This window comes from Bradyrhizobium australafricanum (genome assembly GCF_020329495.1).
Lineage (GTDB): Bacteria > Pseudomonadota > Alphaproteobacteria > Rhizobiales > Xanthobacteraceae > Bradyrhizobium > Bradyrhizobium australafricanum.
Genome location: NZ_JAGKJL010000037.1, coordinates 40,411 through 57,230 on the forward strand (window position 1 = coordinate 40,411; position 16,820 = coordinate 57,230).

The following is a 16,820-nucleotide window of genomic DNA, read 5'->3' on the forward strand; positions in this document are numbered from 1 at the left end:
GCGGCTCAGACCCCCGCCACCGACGCCCAGATGTCGGCGAGCTTGCGCTTGACGATCTGCATCCGCGTTTGCGGCGCGACCTTCTCCTCTTCCTCCGGCAGGCGCAGACCGACCACGTTGACGCGGCCACCGCTGATGCTGCGCGCCACCAGCACGATCTCGTCGAGCGCCAGTTCGGCCCCTTCCTTCGGTGCGCGGTCGAGATTGACGTCGAAATAGTCGGCGAGCGTCAGCTTGGCCTGGTGCTCGTCGACCTTGACGCCGTAGATCTCGGCGAGTTCGCCGAGCGTATGCTCGGCCGACACCATGAAGTCGCCGAGCAGATGCGGATCGGGCTCGCTCGACGGCGCCATGTCGACGAAGAAGCGGTCGAGCGCCTCGGCGCGCTCCGGCGGCGCCAGCAAATAGATGTAGTCGCCGGGCGCGACCGGATCGGCCTCGGTCGGCGTCAGGATCCGCTCGTCGCGGATCACCAGCGTCGGCTTCGACCAGGACGGGATCAGCCCGCGACGGAAATACAGGCTCTTCGGCCGCACCGGATAGCCGACCAGCTGTTGCTCGAGCTGGCCGGGCAAATCGAGCTCGACGCGGCGCGGGCCGCGTTCGGCGCGCGGCAGCGCGACATGCAGCCGCCGCGCCGCCGGCGCCAGCGTCCAGCCCTGCAACAGCAGCGAGATGATGACGACGACGAAGGCGACGTCGAAATAGAGATAGGCTTTCGAGAGTCCGACCAGCATCGGGATGGAAGCGAGGAAGATCGCCACCGCGCCGCGCAGGCCGGTCCAGGCGATGAAGACCTTTTCCCGCCAGTTGAACTTGAACGGTGCGAGGCAGATCAGCACCGCCAGCGGCCGCGCCACCAGCATCAGCGCGAACGCCACCAGCACGGCGCCGCCGGCGCTGGAGAGCAGGCGATGCGGCGAGACCAAGAGGCCGAGCAGCACGAACATCACGATCTGCGCCAGCCAGGTCGCGGCGTCGAGGAACGTCACCACCGAATTATGCGCGCGGGTCGGCCGGTTGCCGATGATGATACCGGCGAGATAAACCGCGAGAAATCCCGAGGCATGCACGATCTGCGAGCCGCCGAAGATCACCAATGCCGCCGTGGTGACGAACGGCGCATGCAGGCCCTGCGGCAGCGCTACATAGTTCAGCGCGATCACCACCAGCCGGCCGCCGATCACCCCGATGATGGCGCCGAACACCGCCTCCTGGATGAACTCCAGCGCGATGTGCGAGGCCGAGCTCTGGCCGATCGAGATGAACTCGACCAGCATCAAGGTGAGGAAGATCGCGAACGGATCGTTGGTGCCGGATTCCGCCTCCAGCGTCGCGCCGACGCGTGGGCGTAGCCGCAGACCCTGGGTGTGCACCAGCAGGAACACGGCAGCCGCGTCGGTCGAGGCCACGACGGCGCCGACCAGCAATGACTCGGTCCAGTTGAGGTCGAGCACGAAACGGGCGACCGGCGCCGTGATCAGCGCGGTCAACAGCACGCCGGCGGTCGCCAGCACCATCGAGGGCACCAGCACGGTGCGGATGCTGGCAAACCGGGTCTTCAATCCGCCGTCGAACAGGATCAGCGCCAGCGCCACCGAGCCGACCAGATAGGTGGTGCGGACGTCGTCGAACTGCAGCCGGCCGGGGCCGGAATCGCCCGCCAGCATGCCGACCAGCAAGAACACCAGCAGCAAGGGAGCGCCGAACCGCAAGGCCAGCAGGCTCGACAGGATGCCGGCCATCACCAGCACCGCACCGAGCAGGATCGCTATACTGACGGAGTCGAGGGATGCCATGCGCCTTCGGAGGTCTCAAATACTTGCAATTGCATCCTTATCGTCGCCACACTGGGACGCCAACCGATTTCTGACATAAGCGGCAATGTGCCCGGTCTCATCATCCCTAGGTCGCCCCGACACTGTGTTGTATCGATGGTCGCGTGCGCGGCTTTGTGGGATTCTGCCGGCGCATTCGAATCACATTTGGCTGACCCGCGCTTCGAGTTGAGATTTTGCCGATGGACATGAACTGGAAGGACGTCCTCGAATCGATCCAAATGGCGGCGCGCTCGGTCGGCGCCGAGGTCGCCTCGCCCTGGTTCTATCTGCAATTCGGCATCATCCTCGCCGCCGCGGGCCTCGCCTACGCCGCCGACACCGCCATTCATGCGCGGGTCGACATGTCGTCGCTGGCGATGCGCTGGCCGCTGCCGCTCCGGCACTTCGCCCGCGTGATGGTGAAGAGCGCTTCCACCGCCGTGTTCGCGGTCCTGATGATCATCTCCCGCATCGTGATGTGGCACGCGACCTGGCCGAGCCGCAGCTACCTGATCGCGGTCTCCGCCAAGCTGGCGCTGGCCTGGCTGGTGATCCGCCTCGTCACCTCGGTGATCGATAACGCCTTCATCGTGAAAACAGTCTCGATCGCGGCCTGGGTGGTCGCCGCGCTCAGCATCATCGGCCAGCTCGACTGGGCGGCCGACACGCTGGATGCGTATGCGGTCGTGGTCGGCGGCCTCCGCCTTTCCCCGCTGCTGCTGATCAAGGCCGGCGCGCTCCTGATCGTGGCGCTGTGGCTGACCAACCTCGCCGGCAATTTCGCCGAGAGCCGCATCAACCGCGCCACCGATCTGACGCCGTCGATCCAGGTGCTGCTGGTCAAGATCATCCGCATCGGATTGATGGTGACGGCGATCGTGATCGCGCTCGGCGCGGTCGGCATCAACCTCTCCGCGCTCGCGGTGTTCACCGGCGCGGCCGGCGTCGGCATCGGTCTCGGCCTGCAGAAGATCGTCGCCAATTTCATCAGCGGCCTGATCCTGTTGGTCGACAAATCGGTCAAGCCCGGCGATCTCGTCACGATCGGCGACAATTCGGGCCGGATCAGCGCGATGAAGACCCGCTACATCTCGGTCGCTGCCGGCGACGGCCGCGAGTTCCTGATCCCGAACGAGGACCTGGTGACGCAGAAGGTCACCAACTGGACCTATACCGACAAGAACACGCTGGTGAAGATCGCCTTCTCCACCAATTACGACGCCAATCCGCGGCAGGTCTGCAAGCTCGCGATCACGACCGCGGCGGCCCATCCGCGCGCCACCAAGGGCCGGACGCCGAACTGCATCCTGACCGAATTCGCCGAGGCCGGGATGAAATTCTCCCTGACCTTCTGGATCGCCGACCCCGACGGCATGGACAATGTGAAGAGCGACGTCATGCTGTCGCTGTGGGACGCCTTCAAGCAGGAGGGCATCCGGGTGCCCTACCCGGTGCGGGAACTCCGCATCCGCGGCGGCGCGCTGCCGGTCGAGAGCGTGGTCGAGGTCTCCAATTAGCGCTTGCGCGCGGTCTTTTCACCGCAGCGGTGGCCGCTGTTCCGGATATGGCCTGAAAATCAAGCCGTTTGGACATGTCCCCATGCCCAACCTTGGCTTGCGCCGGGCGCGCCGATCATTAAATTAGGGCCTGAAATCAGCCCCTTGCCCGCAGAAAACAGCCCGCCCATGAGCTATATCGACGCCACCGACACCTCGCTTCGCAAGACCGGTCAGATCAAGCTGCACGGACCGAGCGGCTTTGCCGGCATGCGCAAGGCGGGCGCCCTGGTGTCGAAATGCCTCGATGCGCTCACCGACATCGTCAAGCCGGGTATCCCGACCTCCGTCATCGACGAGTTCGTCCGCAAGTTCGCCTTCGACCACGGCGCCTATCCGGCGACGCTGATGTATCGCGGCTATCGCTACTCGACCTGCACCTCGATCAATCACGTGGTCTGCCACGGCATGCCGGGCGACCGCCCGCTGAAGGAAGGCGACATCGTCAATGTCGACGTCACCTTCATCGTCGACGGCTGGTACGGCGACTCCAGCCGCATGTATGCGATCGGCGCCATCGCGCGGAAGGCCGAGCGGCTGATCGAGGTGACCTATGAGGCGATGATGCGCGGCATCGCCGCGGTGAAGCCCGGCGCCACCACCGGCGATATCGGCCATGCCATCCAGAGCTTTGTCGAACCGCAGGGCATGAGCGTGGTGCGCGACTTCTGCGGCCACGGCCTCGGCCGCCTGTTCCACGACGAGCCGAACATCATCCATATCGGCCGCCCCGGCGAAGGCGCGCCCTTGAAGCCCGGCATGTTCTTCACCATCGAGCCGATGATCAATCTCGGCAAGCCGCATGTGAAGATCCTGTCCGACGGCTGGACCGCGGTGACCCGCGACCGTTCGCTGTCGGCGCAGTTCGAGCACTCGGTCGGCGTCACCGCGGACGGCGTCGAGATCTTCACGCTGTCCGAACGCCATGGCGAGAAGCCGTGGGTTCAGGTCTAATCGGGTTGAGCTGTAACCCTCCTCGTCAATAATCGCTCCGCGTGCGCTCGATGATCTCCTCGGGCGTGTGGTTCTCTCCGATCGACATCGCGCAGATCCGCGACAGATGCAGATAGGACAGTCCGGTCTCCTCCGCCCAGGCGTTGAACTGCGCCTGCACCTTGGCGAGATCGCGCTTCGACTTGACCTCCTCGGCGATATCGAGGCCGGCATCGCGCAGGCAGGCGACGACGTCGCGCGAGGTGACGAATCCGTCCCAGCCGAGGAAGCGCAGCAGCATCTGTCCGGTGTTGCCGCCGAGCCGGCTGCCGCGCTTGGCCAATAGCTCCAGCAGTCCGACCTCATCCGATGACGGCCAGGCGCTAAGGAATTTGCCGAAGCTGCCGTGCTCGCGCGCGATCTCCTGCACGAAGCGGCCGTTGTCGCGCACCGACATGATCTTGGCGCCGTTGCGCACGATCCTGGCGTCGCTGACGAGCTTCTCCCAGAATTCGTCGGGCTTGAAGGCGAGCTTGGCGGGCTGGAAGCCGAGGAACGCCTCCTCGAAGCCCGGCCATTTGGCGTCGATCACGCTCCAGGCAAAGCCCGCGCAGAACACGCGCCTGGTCATCTCGGCCAGCACGCGGTCGTCACCGAGCTTGGCCAGCGCCTTGCCGCCCGCCGGCGGCCGCAGCAGCTTCTCCAGCGCCTTCGGCCCGCCCTTGCGCTTCTCGGCGCGCGAGCGGATCACCTTGAATGATGTCACGCGACCCTCCCCCTCTTTGCTCTCGATCCGTTGCGGCCGACGGTAATTCGCCGGTCGCATTGTGGCAAACCGGAGCGGCATCGGCCCTTCAGGATCGCCCCTTGCAAAATGCGGCCGGCACGGCATGGTTGTGGCCGATGCCCACCAAGCCCGATACCAGCGACGACGAAGCCGACGAGACGCCGCATTATCACGGCCATCGCGAACGGCTGCGCGAGCGCTTCTATGCGGCCGGGCCCGACGCGCTGACCGACTACGAGCTATTGGAAATGGCGCTGTTCGCCGCGATCCCGCGCCGCGACACCAAGCCGTTGGCCAAGGCGCTGCTGAAGAAGTTCGGCTCGTTCGCCGAGGTGGTGCATGCGCCGGTGGCGCGGCTGCGCGAGGTCGAGGGCGTCAAGGATGCCTCGATCAACCAGATCAAGCTGCTCGCCGCCGCCGCCGGCCGGATCGCCAAGGGCGAGATCAGGCGCAACATCGCGCTGTCGTCCTGGAACGACGTCATCGACTATTGCCGCACCGGCATGGCGTTCGCCGACAAGGAGCAGTTCCGCCTCCTGTTCCTCGACAAGCGCAACCAGCTGATCGCCGACGAGGTGCAGCAGACCGGCACCGTCGATCACACCCCGGTCTATCCGCGTGAGGTGATCAAGCGCGCGCTGGAATTGTCCGCCACTGCGCTGATCCTGGTGCACAACCATCCGTCCGGCGATCCGACGCCGTCGCAGGCCGACATCCAGATGACGAAAGCCATCGTCGACATCGCAAAGCCGCTCGGGATCGCCGTGCACGACCACATCATCGTCGGCAAGAACGGGCATACCAGCTTCAAGGGCATGCGGCTGATTTAGCATTGCACTCAACAAGCCCTCCGCTGTCGTGTGCGCAATTGCGCACGGGGGCCGGGACCCATACCCACAGGGTTGCGTTGTCGAAGCACGCTATGGCTCCAGCTTTGCAAGCCAATTTGCTTTCGTGGTTATGGGTCCCGGGTCGCGCTGCGCTTGCCCGGGACGACATCGAGATTGTGGCAGAGAGTCATACGTCCGCATTCTCGCGACATCTCTTGCCGAGCCTTGCATCTCGTTCCGCCCGCGTCATACGAACCAAGCGTAACTGCCGCTAAACTAGCCAATGCAACGTTTTCCGCACGGCGGCGTTTGTTGCAGGTTGCATTGATGGCTTCCAAGCCTTGGGGGACCGATGTCCGATTTCGTCATTGAGGAGGGGCTGCCCTATCCGCTGGGCGCCCACTGGAGCGGCCACGGCACCAATTTCGCGGTGTTTTCCGCCAACGCCACCAAGGTCGAGGTCTGCCTGTTCGACGGCGAGCGCGAGACGCATCGCTTCGAGCTGCCCGAATATACCGACCAGGTGTTTCACGGCTTCATCAACGGCGTGCAGCCGGGGACGTTCTACGGCTACCGCGTCTACGGTCCCTACCAGCCGGACGGCGGCCACCGCTTCAATCCGAACAAGCTGCTGCTCGATCCCTACGCCTGCGCCCATGCCGGCAGCCTGACCTGGAATCCGGCGGTGTTCGGCTACAAGATGGAGAGCGGCGACGACCTCACCTTCGACGAGCGCGACAGCGCGCCGTTCATGCCGAAATGCGTGGTGGTCGATCCCAATTTCGACTGGGTCCAGGAGGCGCAGCGGCAGGACGTGCATTGGGACGAGACCGTGGTCTACGAGACCCACGTCAAGGGGTTCACCAAGCAGCACCCGGGCGTCAACGAACATTTGCGCGGCACCTATGCCGGCTTCGGCTCGAACGCTGCGATCGACCATCTCAAGGCGCTCGGCATCACCTCGGTCGAGCTGCTGCCGGTGCATTCCTTCATCAACGACAGCAACCTGCTGGACAAGCACCTGACCAATTACTGGGGCTACAACACCATCGGCTTCTTCGCGCCGGATCCGCGCTACGCCGCCGACGTGCCGAACAGCCTGCGCGAATTCAAGGAGATGGTGTCGCGGCTGCATGGCGCCGGCCTCGAAGTCATTCTCGACGTCGTCTACAACCACACCGCCGAAGGCAATGAGCGCGGCCCGACGCTGTCGTTCAAGGGCATCGACAATGCGAGCTATTACCGCCTGCTGCCGGACAAGCGGCGCTACTATATCAACGACACCGGCACCGGCAACACGGTGAACCTGTCGCATCCGCGGGTGATCCAGATGGTGATGGACAGCCTGCGCTACTGGGCCGGCCACATGCATGTCGACGGCTTCCGCTTCGATCTCGGCACCATCCTGGCACGTGAGGTCTACGGCTTCGACGAGCAGTCCGGCTTCCTCAAGGCGATGAACCAGGACCCGCTGCTCGCGACCGTCAAGCTGATCGCCGAACCCTGGGATTGCGGCCCCGGCGGCTACCAGGTCGGCGGCTTCCCGGCGGGCTGGGCGGAGTGGAACGACAAATACCGCAACGTTGTGCGCGATTTCTGGCGCGGCGAGGCGGCGCCAGGCAGCCTGGCACCGCGGCTGCTCGGCTCGCACGACGTGTTCAACCGCGAGGGCCGCCGCACCTGGGCCAGCGTCAACTTCATCACCGCCCATGACGGGTTCACGCTGAACGACTGGGCGAGCTACAACAACAAGCACAATGAGGCCAACGGCGAGCACAACAATGACGGCTCGTCGGACAACCACTCCTGGAATTGCGGCGCCGAGGGCCCGACCGCCAATCCGGATATCCGCACTTTGCGCGAACGGCAGAAGCGCAACATGCTGGCGACGCTGCTGGCCTCGCAGGGCACGCCGATGCTGCTCGGCGGCGACGAGTTCGGCCGCACCCAGCGCGGCAACAACAATGCGTACTGCCAGGACAACGACATCTCGTGGTTCGACTGGAATTTTTCCGACGACGGCGGGAAGCTGCTCGCCTTCACCAAGCGGATGATCAAGCTGCGGCGCGACTACCCGATCCTGCGCCGCAGCCGCTTCCTCTCCGGCGATCGCGATCCCCAACTCGAGATCCGCGACGTGGTCTGGATCAGCACGACAGGCGTGGAGATGACGCAGGCCGACTGGAGCACCGGCTGGATCAAATGCTTCGGCGTCGTGCTCGACGGCCGCGCCCGCAAGACCGCGATCGCGCGCGAGGGCGAGGACGACACGGTGCTCGTTATCCTCAACAGCTTTGAGGGCGAGGTGGACTTCAAGCTACCGCGGACGTCAGCCGGACCGCGCTGGTCGTTGCTGCTGGATACCAACGCGCCGGAACAGCCGGCAGGCGCGCAGTTTGCGTTCGACGGCACGTACAGGGCGGTGGGGCGTTCGTTCGTGCTCTTCACCGCCGGCGAGGTGAAGTCATCCCCGTAGCCCGTTGGCTCCACCCGGGCTGCGGTCCGCCTTCTCCTTCCCCTGAGGGTGAAGGTCGGGATGGGGGTCAGCCCCGGGCGACGCTGCAAGCCGAGAGTGCAGATCCCCACCCGCTTTGCTCTCACGAGCAAAGCGACCTCCCCTTTTCAAGGGGAGGTTAGAGTCCCGCGACCCCGTCGGCCAATTGACATTCGGCCGCGGACTGCCAGACTTCGCGGAAAATTAGGGGTGGAGACCTCTGGATGGCCAATCTTTCGGCCTCAAATCACGTCGCCCGTGTTTTGTCGGCGGCCAAACAGGTGGCCGGCGTCGACACCGAGACGCGGATCGCCGCGTCCTGGCGGCGCTGCCTGGTCAATCACAACCTCGATCCGGCCCGGCGCGGGCCGCCGCAGACCCTGACCGAGGCGGAGATCCGGCACATCGCCGAGCCGATGGAGGATTTGATCCAGGTCGCGATCCCCGAGCTCGAGGACCTCGCCCGCGTGCTCCACGACTCCGGCTACTGCGTCAATCTCGCCGATCCCAACGCCACCATGCTGGTGAGCCGGCTGCCCGGGGGCGACTACGCGCGGATGTTCCTGGAGTGGAAGATCTACACCGGCTCGAACTTCGCCGAGACGTTCGAGGGCACCAACGGGCTCGGCACCGCGCTCGCCGAGCAGCGGCCGATCCTGGTGCATGGCGACGAGCATTTCCGCGAGCAGTGGCACATGTTCACCTGCGCGGTGTCGCCGCTGTTCGATCATGCCGGCCGCCTCGCCGGTGCCGTCAACATCACCTCCTGCCGCAGCGACCTCGGCCGCAGCGCGCATGAACTGGCGCTCGCCGTCACCACGGAGGCGACGCGGCGGATCGAGCAGTCGTTCTTCCGCCGGCGCTACCGCGCCTCCTGGATCGCGATGCTGCCCGGCGACGGGCACGGCATGCTGGCCTATGACGACGACCGCCGTGTGGTCGGCGCCTGCCGCACCGCGCGCGCCGCGTTCGGGCTGACCGATGCGATGATCGAGGACGGCATCGACCTGTCGCATCTCGTTCAACTGGACGATCGCGCGACACGCGCCGCGGACGAGCAGGTCGCGCTGCGCCGCGCCGACGGCACGCCGTGGGGACGCGGCCGTCTGGCGCCGCCGGTGCGGGCGCGATCGCCGCGTCCACCATCCACGCCGCCGCGCGAGAAGCCGGCCGGACAGTTTTCCGGCCTGCACCGGCTGGCGGGCCGCGATCCCGTGCTGATCAAGGGCGTGAAGCGGCTGATGACGGTCGGCAATCTCGACCTGCCGATCCTGCTGCATGGCGAGACCGGCGCCGGCAAGGACGTGTTCGCGCGCGCCATCCATGCCGCGAGCAACCGCGCCGGGCGCAACTATGTCGCGCTGAACTGCGCGGCGATGCCGGAGAGCCTGATCGACGCCGAGCTGTTCGGCTACGAGGCCGGCGCCTTCACCGGCGCGCGGCGCGAGGGATCGAAGGGGCTGATCGTGCAAGCCAGCGGCGGCACGTTGTTCCTCGACGAGATCGGCGACATGCCGCTTTCGCTGCAAACCAGGCTGCTGCGCGTGCTGGAAAACCGCGAGGTCTGGCCACTCGGCGCGCTGAAGCCTGTCGCCGTCGACATCCGCCTGATCAGCGCCACGCACCGCGACCTGGCGCGGATGGCGGAGGACGGCAGCTTCCGCTCCGATCTGTATTACCGGCTGCGCGGCATGGAGATCCGCCTGCCCGCGTTGCGCGAGCGTGCCGACCGCAAGGACGTCATCACGCAGATCGCCGACGAGGAAGCGCCGCACTGCCGCATCGCGGCCGACGCCTGGGCGCAGCTGATGGCCTATCCGTTCCCCGGCAACATGCGCCAGCTTCGCCACGTGCTGCGGCTTGCCGGCGCCACCGCGGAGGACGGCGTCATCACCGAGGCCGATCTCGATCTGCCGCCGTTTACTGCACGCAGTACGGAGGCCGATCACACCACGAGCGAGCGCGCCGCGATCGTCGATGCATTGCGCGCCAATGACGGAAGAGTGACGGACGCGGCCAAGGCGCTCGGGCTCAGCCGCGCGACGTTGTACCGGAAGATCAAGGCGTTAGGGATCGCGCTGGACAGCTAGATCAGAACGCCCCCGCTGTTCCGGCCTTGCGGGAAAGGTGATATCCTACGGCTTTCGCCCTCAACGCCACGGAGCGGGTCCCATGACACGGTTTCCCCTCGCTGTGGTCGTTGGCCTCATTGCCGCGACCATTTCGCAGCCTGCCGCCTCGGATTCCACCGAGCAACGATTGGGCAAAGTCCATTTTGTAACATCCTGCAAGCCTGAAGCGCAGGAGTTGTTCGATCGCGCCATGCTGTATCAGCATTCCTTCTGGTACAGCGCGTCGCGGCGCACCTTCGAGGAGGTGCTGGAGGCCGACCCGCAATGCGCCATCGCCTATTGGGGCATCGCGCTCAGCTATCTCTACAATCCGCACGCGCCGCCGCCGCCGGAAAACCTTCCGCTCGGCCTCGAGGCTGCGAAAAAAGGCCAGGCGCTGAATGCCGGCACCCCGCGCGAGCGCGAATACATCGATGCGATCGCGGCGATGTATGTCGACTACGACAAGGTCGATCACCGCACCCGCGTGCAGCGTTTCCTCGCCGCCGAAGAGCAGGTCGCGACGCACTATGCCGACGATGACGAGGCGCAGATCGCCTATGCGATCACGCTCAACGTCGCGGCCTCGCCGGGCGACAAGACCTACGCCAACCAGCTGAAGGGCGCGGCGCTGCTCGAACCGATCTTCAAGCGCCAGCCCGAGCACCCCGGCATCGCCCACTATCTGATCCATCTCTACGACTACCCGGCGCTCGCGGAGAAGGGCCTCCCCGCGGCGATGCGCTATGCCAAGATCGCCGAACACGCGCCGCATGCCCAGCACATGCCGTCGCACATCTTCACGCGCGTCGGCTACTGGAAGGAGTCGATCGCCTCGAACAAGGAATCCGCGCGCATCGCCAAGCAAGACGGCGAGCAGCAGGACCAGGCGCACGCGATGGACTATCTGGTCTATGCCTATCTCCAGCTCGGCCAGGACAAGGAGGCACGCGCTGTGATCGACGAGCTCGGCAAGCTCCAGTTCAAGCTCGACCGGTTCGCAGGCCCCTTCGCGGTGGCGGCAAGCCAGGCCCGCTATGTCTTCGAACGCGGCGACTGGAAGGGTGCCGCCGCGCTTGAAGTGCATCCCACCAAATACGCTTATGCGGATGCCATCACCTATTTCGCCCGCGCGGTCGGCGCCGCGCGCTCGGGTGACCCCGCCGCCGCCAAAGCCGATGTCGCCAAGCTGGTCGAGCTGCGCGACAAGTTGAAGGACGCCAAAGACGCCTACTGGTCCAACATCGTCGACATCCAGCAGCAGATCGCGAGCGCCTGGGTGCTGTACGCGGAAGGCAAATACGACGATGCGCTCAGCGCGATGAATGCCGCCGCGGAGGCGGAAGACAAGACCGAGAAGCATCCCGTCACCCCGGGACCGCTGGCGCCCGCGCGCGAGCTCTACGCGGCGATGCTGCTCGATCGCGGCATGGCCAGGGAGGCGCTCGCCGCCTATGAAGCCGTGCTCAAGAAGGAGCCCAACCGGCTGGCGACTTATCTCGGCATGATCAAGAGTGCCAAGGCGGCCGGCGATCAGGCCAAGATCCGGGAATGCGCCGATCAGATTGCCCGGCTCACCGCGGATGCCGATCTGTCGCGGCCGGAGCTGATCGAATTGCGCCAGACGACCGGAAGCAAGCTGTGATGCCACGGGCGACATGGCGCAACGGTGGAGCGGCGCTGCTCGGCGCCGTTGCGCTATCGCTTTGCCATACCCTGCCGCTTGGCGCGATGGAGATCCTCGGCCAGGCCGGCGTGCTCGGCGAATGGGAGCTGACCGGACATCTCACCGAAAGCGCGCCGGGCGCGCCGAGGCAGTTCTCCGGACCGCTCAAGATGAAGCATGTGGGCATCTGCACGCAGGACGGGCCGGACGAACGCGCCGGAGAAATCAAGCTGCAAATCACGGGTGCGGATTCGCAGGTCACCGCCGAGCTGGTGCTGGACGGCGCGCCCTGCAACTACAGCGCGCGCAAGACGCGCAATTACGAGGGCACGCTGTCCTGCGAAGGACGCGCGCCCGTCCCGCTGCTGGTGTGGCTCAAATAGCCGATACCGTCACGTCGCCGGCCGCGCGCGGCGCAGCCATTCGTTCAAATCGATGCGGCCGAGGCGCGCCTCGCCGAGCGGCACCAGCGAGTGCTGCTCGACCCGGCCGCCCCAGTAAAGCGCGTCAGGGTCTTTCACCACCTCGCGCGGGTCGCCCTTTGCCTTCAGATAGCGCGCCACGATCTCGTTGAACGGCGCGCGGTCGGGACCTGCGATCTCGACGATGCCGTTGCGTGGCGGCTCGAGCGCGATATCGGCGACGAACGCGGAGACGTCCTCCGCCGCGATCGGCTGGAACAGGCCGGGCGAGAGCCTCACCGTGTTTCCGACTGCGCCCGCATCGGCGATCGCGCCGACGAATTCCATGAACTGGGTCGCGCGGATGATGGTGTAGGCAATCCCGGACGCCTCGATCAGTTTCTCCTGCGCCACCTTGGCGCGGAAGTAGCCGTTCTCGGGCGTGCGGTCAGTGCCGACGATCGACAGCGCGACATGGTGCTTGACGCCGGCCGGCTTCTCCGCCGCCAGCAGGTTGCGGCCGGAGGTCTCGAAGAATTCCATCACCGCCTTGTCCTCGAACGAGGGCGAATTGGCGAGGTCGATCACGACGGCCGCGCCGGCCAGCGCCTCCTTCAGCCCCTCGCCGGTGATGGCGTTGATGCCGTTCTTCGGCGAGGCGGCGACGACGTCATGGCCGCGCTGGCGCAGAATGGCAACGGTCTTTGAGCCGATCAGTCCGGTACCGCCGATCACAACGATCTTCATGGTGATACTCCTTGTCGGTGACGAAGTTTCTTGAGACATGCTTGCCGGATTTGCCGGCGGCATCGTCATGGGTACGTCGCGCGACCTCTTCTGTCGCTCTCTCGCACGCAACGACACTATAGCACGCCGCGGCTGTTCTGATGTCGCGGAGTCTGTCGTCTGATGCGCACGAGCCGTTGGTGGCTACGCTTGCTGAACCTCTTACCGTCACGTAGACTAATGCGTGCGTTCCAGCCAGCGTGCTGGGGTACCGAAAGCTTCGGCCGCTGCCGGGATATCACCGCGGGTTCTCTTTCGTGCTGCAACGCAAATGCTGGGCATGACGTTTAGCCCGCTGTGCACTCCTTGATTTGATTTCAAGCAAACGCAGGAGGAGTCTATGCGGAATTTTATCACCTTTTTCGTTTCCAGCGTGGCAATCGTCGTTGCGGCATCGACCGCCGTAGCGGGTGAGAAAGTGCTCGAGTTCAAGCTCGTCACCAAGCCTGTCGACGTCAAGGTCATCGAGGCAGCAAACGTCGAGGGGCAGACGGTCGTTTCCGGCAAGTTCTTTGGTGTCGCCATCTTCAGTGATGGCCATATCGGGGTGAAGGAGTTCGTCCATTCAGGAGACATGCTGAAGGGCTCGGGCTCCTATTACGGTTACAGCACCTACACGTTCGAGGAAGGCGCGATCACGGCGCGTTACACCGGCGCGATCAAGGACGGAAAATCAAACGGCGAATATACGATCCTCTCGGGCACGGGCGCCTATGCGAATGCGACGGGCGCAGGAACGATCGAAAGCGCGCCGAACCCCTTCAAGGGGGTCAATCTTCTGAACATCAAACTGGTCGTGAGAACGCCGGGGTCATAGCAGCGCAGCGTCCGCGGGACCACAGCAAGGACAACGACGCCTCACATGAGCGTTGGCCCGGCCAGCAGTCGCACGGCCGCGCCGGGTCCACGACATCAAACGCGGCGCCGCGGTAAGCCGTGTTCAGGCTCTGCCACGGCCGGCTCACCATGACAGTGGCAGCGGTTTGCCCTTTTCAAGCCGGGTCAGACGGGCCGCCAGATTGAACTTGGCGAAGACGTCCAAAAGCTGGTCCTGGCTTTCGCGCAGATGGCCCCAACCTTCGTTGTGGACCGCGACAAGTGCTGCGTCGGGAAAGGCGTGCGCAGCCTCCAGCGCATCCTCGCTGCCCATCGTCATATGGAAACGGCCACGGGGCTCCGCGGCGCCCGTGAACAGCACGACGAGCTTGGGCGAAAACCGCCTCGCGACCTCGGCGGTGCCTTCGAACCAAAGCGTATCGCCGGTGACGTAAAGCAGGTCTCCCGGCTGCTCGGCGCCGAGCGCAAATCCAACCACGTCGCCGGCGTCGACCCCGATGGGTCCATGGCGGGCCGGCGTGGCGGTCACAAACAACTTCTTGCGTTCGCTCTCGAGGACGCGGGTCTCGAATGGAGCAAGGCCCAATGCGTTCCCGCCGAGACGCTGCGCGCCGGAATTCGTCGTGTAGGCTGTGCCGGCGTGCGGAAGAAGCGCGCGGCCGGCATTGTCGAGATTGTCGAAGTGGTGGTCGTGACTGAGCAAGACTGCGTCGAGCTTGCCGATCCGTTCGACTGAAAGGGCCGGCCCATCCGTCTTCCTGTGCCGCACCGGGCTGTACGCTCCCTGATACTCGCCAGGAGGATCGAAGGTCGGGTCCGTCAGCAGACGAAACCCGTCGTACTCGATGAGCACGGTCGGACCGCCGACCAGGGTCAAGGTGAGATTCGGTGCCGCCATGAACTGCCTCCCGCGCAATTGTCAGCCCAAATAACCAGCTCCCCGTCCTGAGCGGAATTCGCTATTCTTTCTCAATGGCTGATCAAAATCGCACAGCGATCGATTGGGAGGATGTCCGGCTATTCGCCGCGCTTGCCCGCCACGGCAGCCTGTCGGGAGCCGCGCGTGCACTCTCGGTGAACCATGCTACCGTCGCCCGCCGCGTGAAGTCGCTGGAGACCGCGATCGGCGAACGGCTGGTCGAACGGCGTCCCGACGGTTACGTCCTCACCCGGAGAGGCGCGCGCATGCTCGATGCCGCCAACGATATGGAGGCCGCGGCAGCAAGGCTTGGCCACAGAGGGACGTCGGGCGCGCCGACCGGGCTTGTCCGCATCAACGCGCCCCCGAGCCTCTCACAGAACTTCCTCGTCCATCGCCTCGCCAGACTGTCCAGGCAGCAGCCGGGACTCGACATCGATCTGGCAACCGACTTTCGAACCGTCAGCCTCGAAAGGCGCGAGGCAGACATCGCCCTGCGATTTGGCCGTCCGGAGGACGGGGATGTCATCGCCAGGCGACTCGTGTCGATGGGTTTCGGCTTCTACGCGACCGCCGATTGCCGCCGCAGGATCGACGCCGGCGACGAGCCCGTGTTCGTCGGTTTCGACGAGGCCAATGCCCATCTTCCCGAAGCGCTGTGGTTGTTCCGGAAATTTCCCCATGCGCGCATGTCCTTCCGGACCAGCAACCAGGCCGCGCAGGCCGCGGCCGCACAGGCCGGCGCGGGCATAGCCCTGCTTCCGCATTTCATCGGCCGAGCCGAACGGAAGCTGTGTGCCTGCAAACTCGCGCACGCCCCGCCGCCACGCGAACTTTGGCTCGTCACCCGGCGCCGCGACCGAAATGACCCTCTCGTCGGCACCGTTGCCCGGCATCTCGCGGACATCTTCGCCAATGAGCGCGTGCTGTTCGAGGATTAGGCTCGCTGCGGAGCAGCAGGTCTCAGGCAACCGAATTGCCGTCAGGCGAGATGGCCGGCGCGCAGATCATCAAGAGATGCGGGGGAAGGCCTTAAGCGCAAGCCTTACGAAAACTCGTTCCAGCTGACACGCCGTGCGTCGAGGTCGCCGAGTTCGACCGGATCATGGATGTTGCGCACGCTCTGGAAGCCAGAGCGCAGATAGATCAGCGGGTCGACCGTGGTCGCGGCGCGGACGTGCTGGACCTCGCCGATGAAGATCGAATGGGTCTTGGTCTCGAGCTCCTGCGCCAGCACGCAGTCGAACGCCGCGACGGCATCCTCCAGCACCGGGGCGCCGGTGGCGCCGGTGGTCCAGCGCCCAAACGCAAAACGGTCGTCGCCGTTGACGCCCTTCTGGCCGGAGAAGGTCAGCGCCAGCAGCGCGTGGTCCTCGTTCAGGAAGTTGATGACGAAATGGCGCTCCTCGCGGATGCGCTGATGCGCGCTGGCGTTACGGTTAACGCAGACCAGCACCGAGGGCGGATTGTCCGACAGCGAGCAGGCCGAGGTCACGGTCAGGCCGGTGCGCTGCCCGGTCTCGGAGCCGACCGTCACCAGCGCGACGGCGCCCGCGCAATGGCGCATCGCCTGCTTGAAACTCTGTGCGTCGACCGTCATGCCGCAAACCCTGTTTGAGCATGATCCTCCGGATCATGCTTCGGTAAAAACACTTCGTTCAAGATATGCGAGGCGGGGTG

Annotated in this window: 14 protein-coding genes and 1 pseudogene; 10 read left to right on the plus strand and 5 right to left on the minus strand. The window is 65.3% G+C overall.

All coding sequences use genetic code 11. The annotated features are described in order from the left end of the window. Positions 1-5 precede the first annotated feature (5 nt). Complete coding sequence (locus J6525_RS28490; RefSeq protein ID WP_092078694.1) at positions 6-1,799, minus strand: potassium/proton antiporter; 1,794 nt, start codon at positions 1,797-1,799, stop codon at positions 6-8. 221 nt (positions 1,800-2,020) lie between these two features. Between J6525_RS28490 and J6525_RS28495 the strand changes: the two genes are divergently transcribed. Further along, on the plus strand, positions 2,021-3,337 hold the full coding sequence (locus J6525_RS28495) for a mechanosensitive ion channel family protein (RefSeq protein ID WP_057019519.1): 1,317 nt from the start codon (positions 2,021-2,023) through the stop codon (positions 3,335-3,337). Positions 3,338-3,505: 168 nt separating this feature from the next. Continuing rightward, on the plus strand, positions 3,506-4,330 hold the full coding sequence (map, locus tag J6525_RS28500) for a type I methionyl aminopeptidase (RefSeq protein WP_028340441.1): 825 nt from the start codon (positions 3,506-3,508) through the stop codon (positions 4,328-4,330). Positions 4,331-4,355: 25 nt separating this feature from the next. Here map and J6525_RS28505 read toward each other — a convergent pair whose 3' ends face one another. Next, positions 4,356-5,075, minus strand: coding sequence for a DNA-3-methyladenine glycosylase I (locus J6525_RS28505; RefSeq protein WP_225647136.1), 720 nt, complete (start codon positions 5,073-5,075; stop codon positions 4,356-4,358). A 137-nt stretch (positions 5,076-5,212) separates the two neighbouring features. On the opposite strand from J6525_RS28505, the gene radC reads away from it, so the two are divergent. From radC to J6525_RS28530, 5 genes are all read left to right on the plus strand, one after another. Then, positions 5,213-5,926, plus strand: a complete 714-nt coding sequence (radC, locus tag J6525_RS28510) for a RadC family protein (protein WP_092079294.1) — start codon at positions 5,213-5,215, stop codon at positions 5,924-5,926. 352 nt (positions 5,927-6,278) lie between these two features. Next, entirely contained in the window at positions 6,279-8,402 is a 2,124-nt protein-coding gene (gene glgX / locus J6525_RS28515; RefSeq protein WP_225647137.1) for a glycogen debranching protein GlgX, read from the plus strand. Between the two features lie 242 nt (positions 8,403-8,644). Next, positions 8,645-10,510 carry a sigma-54-dependent Fis family transcriptional regulator gene (locus J6525_RS28520; RefSeq protein WP_225647138.1) on the plus strand — a complete coding sequence of 622 codons (1,866 nt, stop codon included), beginning with the start codon at positions 8,645-8,647 and terminating at the stop codon, positions 10,508-10,510. Between the two features lie 82 nt (positions 10,511-10,592). After that, positions 10,593-12,176, plus strand: a complete 1,584-nt coding sequence (locus J6525_RS28525) for a tetratricopeptide repeat protein (protein WP_225647139.1) — start codon at positions 10,593-10,595, stop codon at positions 12,174-12,176. Further along, complete coding sequence (locus tag J6525_RS28530) at positions 12,176-12,580, plus strand: hypothetical protein (protein WP_225647140.1); 405 nt, start codon at positions 12,176-12,178, stop codon at positions 12,578-12,580. Before J6525_RS28525 ends, J6525_RS28530 begins: the two co-directional genes overlap by 1 nt. Before the next feature lie 9 nt (positions 12,581-12,589). Here the strand turns inward: J6525_RS28530 and J6525_RS28535 are convergent, their stop codons facing one another. After that, complete coding sequence (locus J6525_RS28535) at positions 12,590-13,345, minus strand: SDR family oxidoreductase (protein ID WP_225647141.1); 756 nt, start codon at positions 13,343-13,345, stop codon at positions 12,590-12,592. A gap of 379 nt (positions 13,346-13,724) precedes the next feature. Here J6525_RS28535 and J6525_RS28540 point away from each other — a divergent pair, with 379 nt between their 5' ends. Beyond that, on the plus strand, positions 13,725-14,201 hold the full coding sequence (locus tag J6525_RS28540; protein WP_225647142.1) for a hypothetical protein: 477 nt from the start codon (positions 13,725-13,727) through the stop codon (positions 14,199-14,201). A gap of 144 nt (positions 14,202-14,345) precedes the next feature. Here J6525_RS28540 and J6525_RS28545 read toward each other — a convergent pair whose 3' ends face one another. Continuing rightward, positions 14,346-15,119, minus strand: a complete 774-nt coding sequence (locus J6525_RS28545) for an MBL fold metallo-hydrolase (RefSeq protein WP_225647143.1) — start codon at positions 15,117-15,119, stop codon at positions 14,346-14,348. Between the two features lie 74 nt (positions 15,120-15,193). Between J6525_RS28545 and J6525_RS28550 the strand changes: the two are divergent. Together J6525_RS28550 and J6525_RS28555 are read left to right on the plus strand one after the other, a co-directional pair. Continuing rightward, positions 15,194-15,388 (plus strand): annotated as a pseudogene (locus J6525_RS28550) (helix-turn-helix domain-containing protein); the annotation flags it as partial. A gap of 18 nt (positions 15,389-15,406) precedes the next feature. Next, entirely contained in the window at positions 15,407-16,081 is a 675-nt protein-coding gene (locus J6525_RS28555) for a LysR substrate-binding domain-containing protein (RefSeq protein WP_225647173.1), read from the plus strand. 104 nt (positions 16,082-16,185) lie between these two features. Here the strand turns inward: J6525_RS28555 and J6525_RS28560 are convergent, their stop codons facing one another. Continuing rightward, positions 16,186-16,740, minus strand: coding sequence for a flavin reductase family protein (locus tag J6525_RS28560; protein WP_016847112.1), 555 nt, complete (start codon positions 16,738-16,740; stop codon positions 16,186-16,188). Between the last annotated feature and the right edge of the window lie 80 nt (positions 16,741-16,820).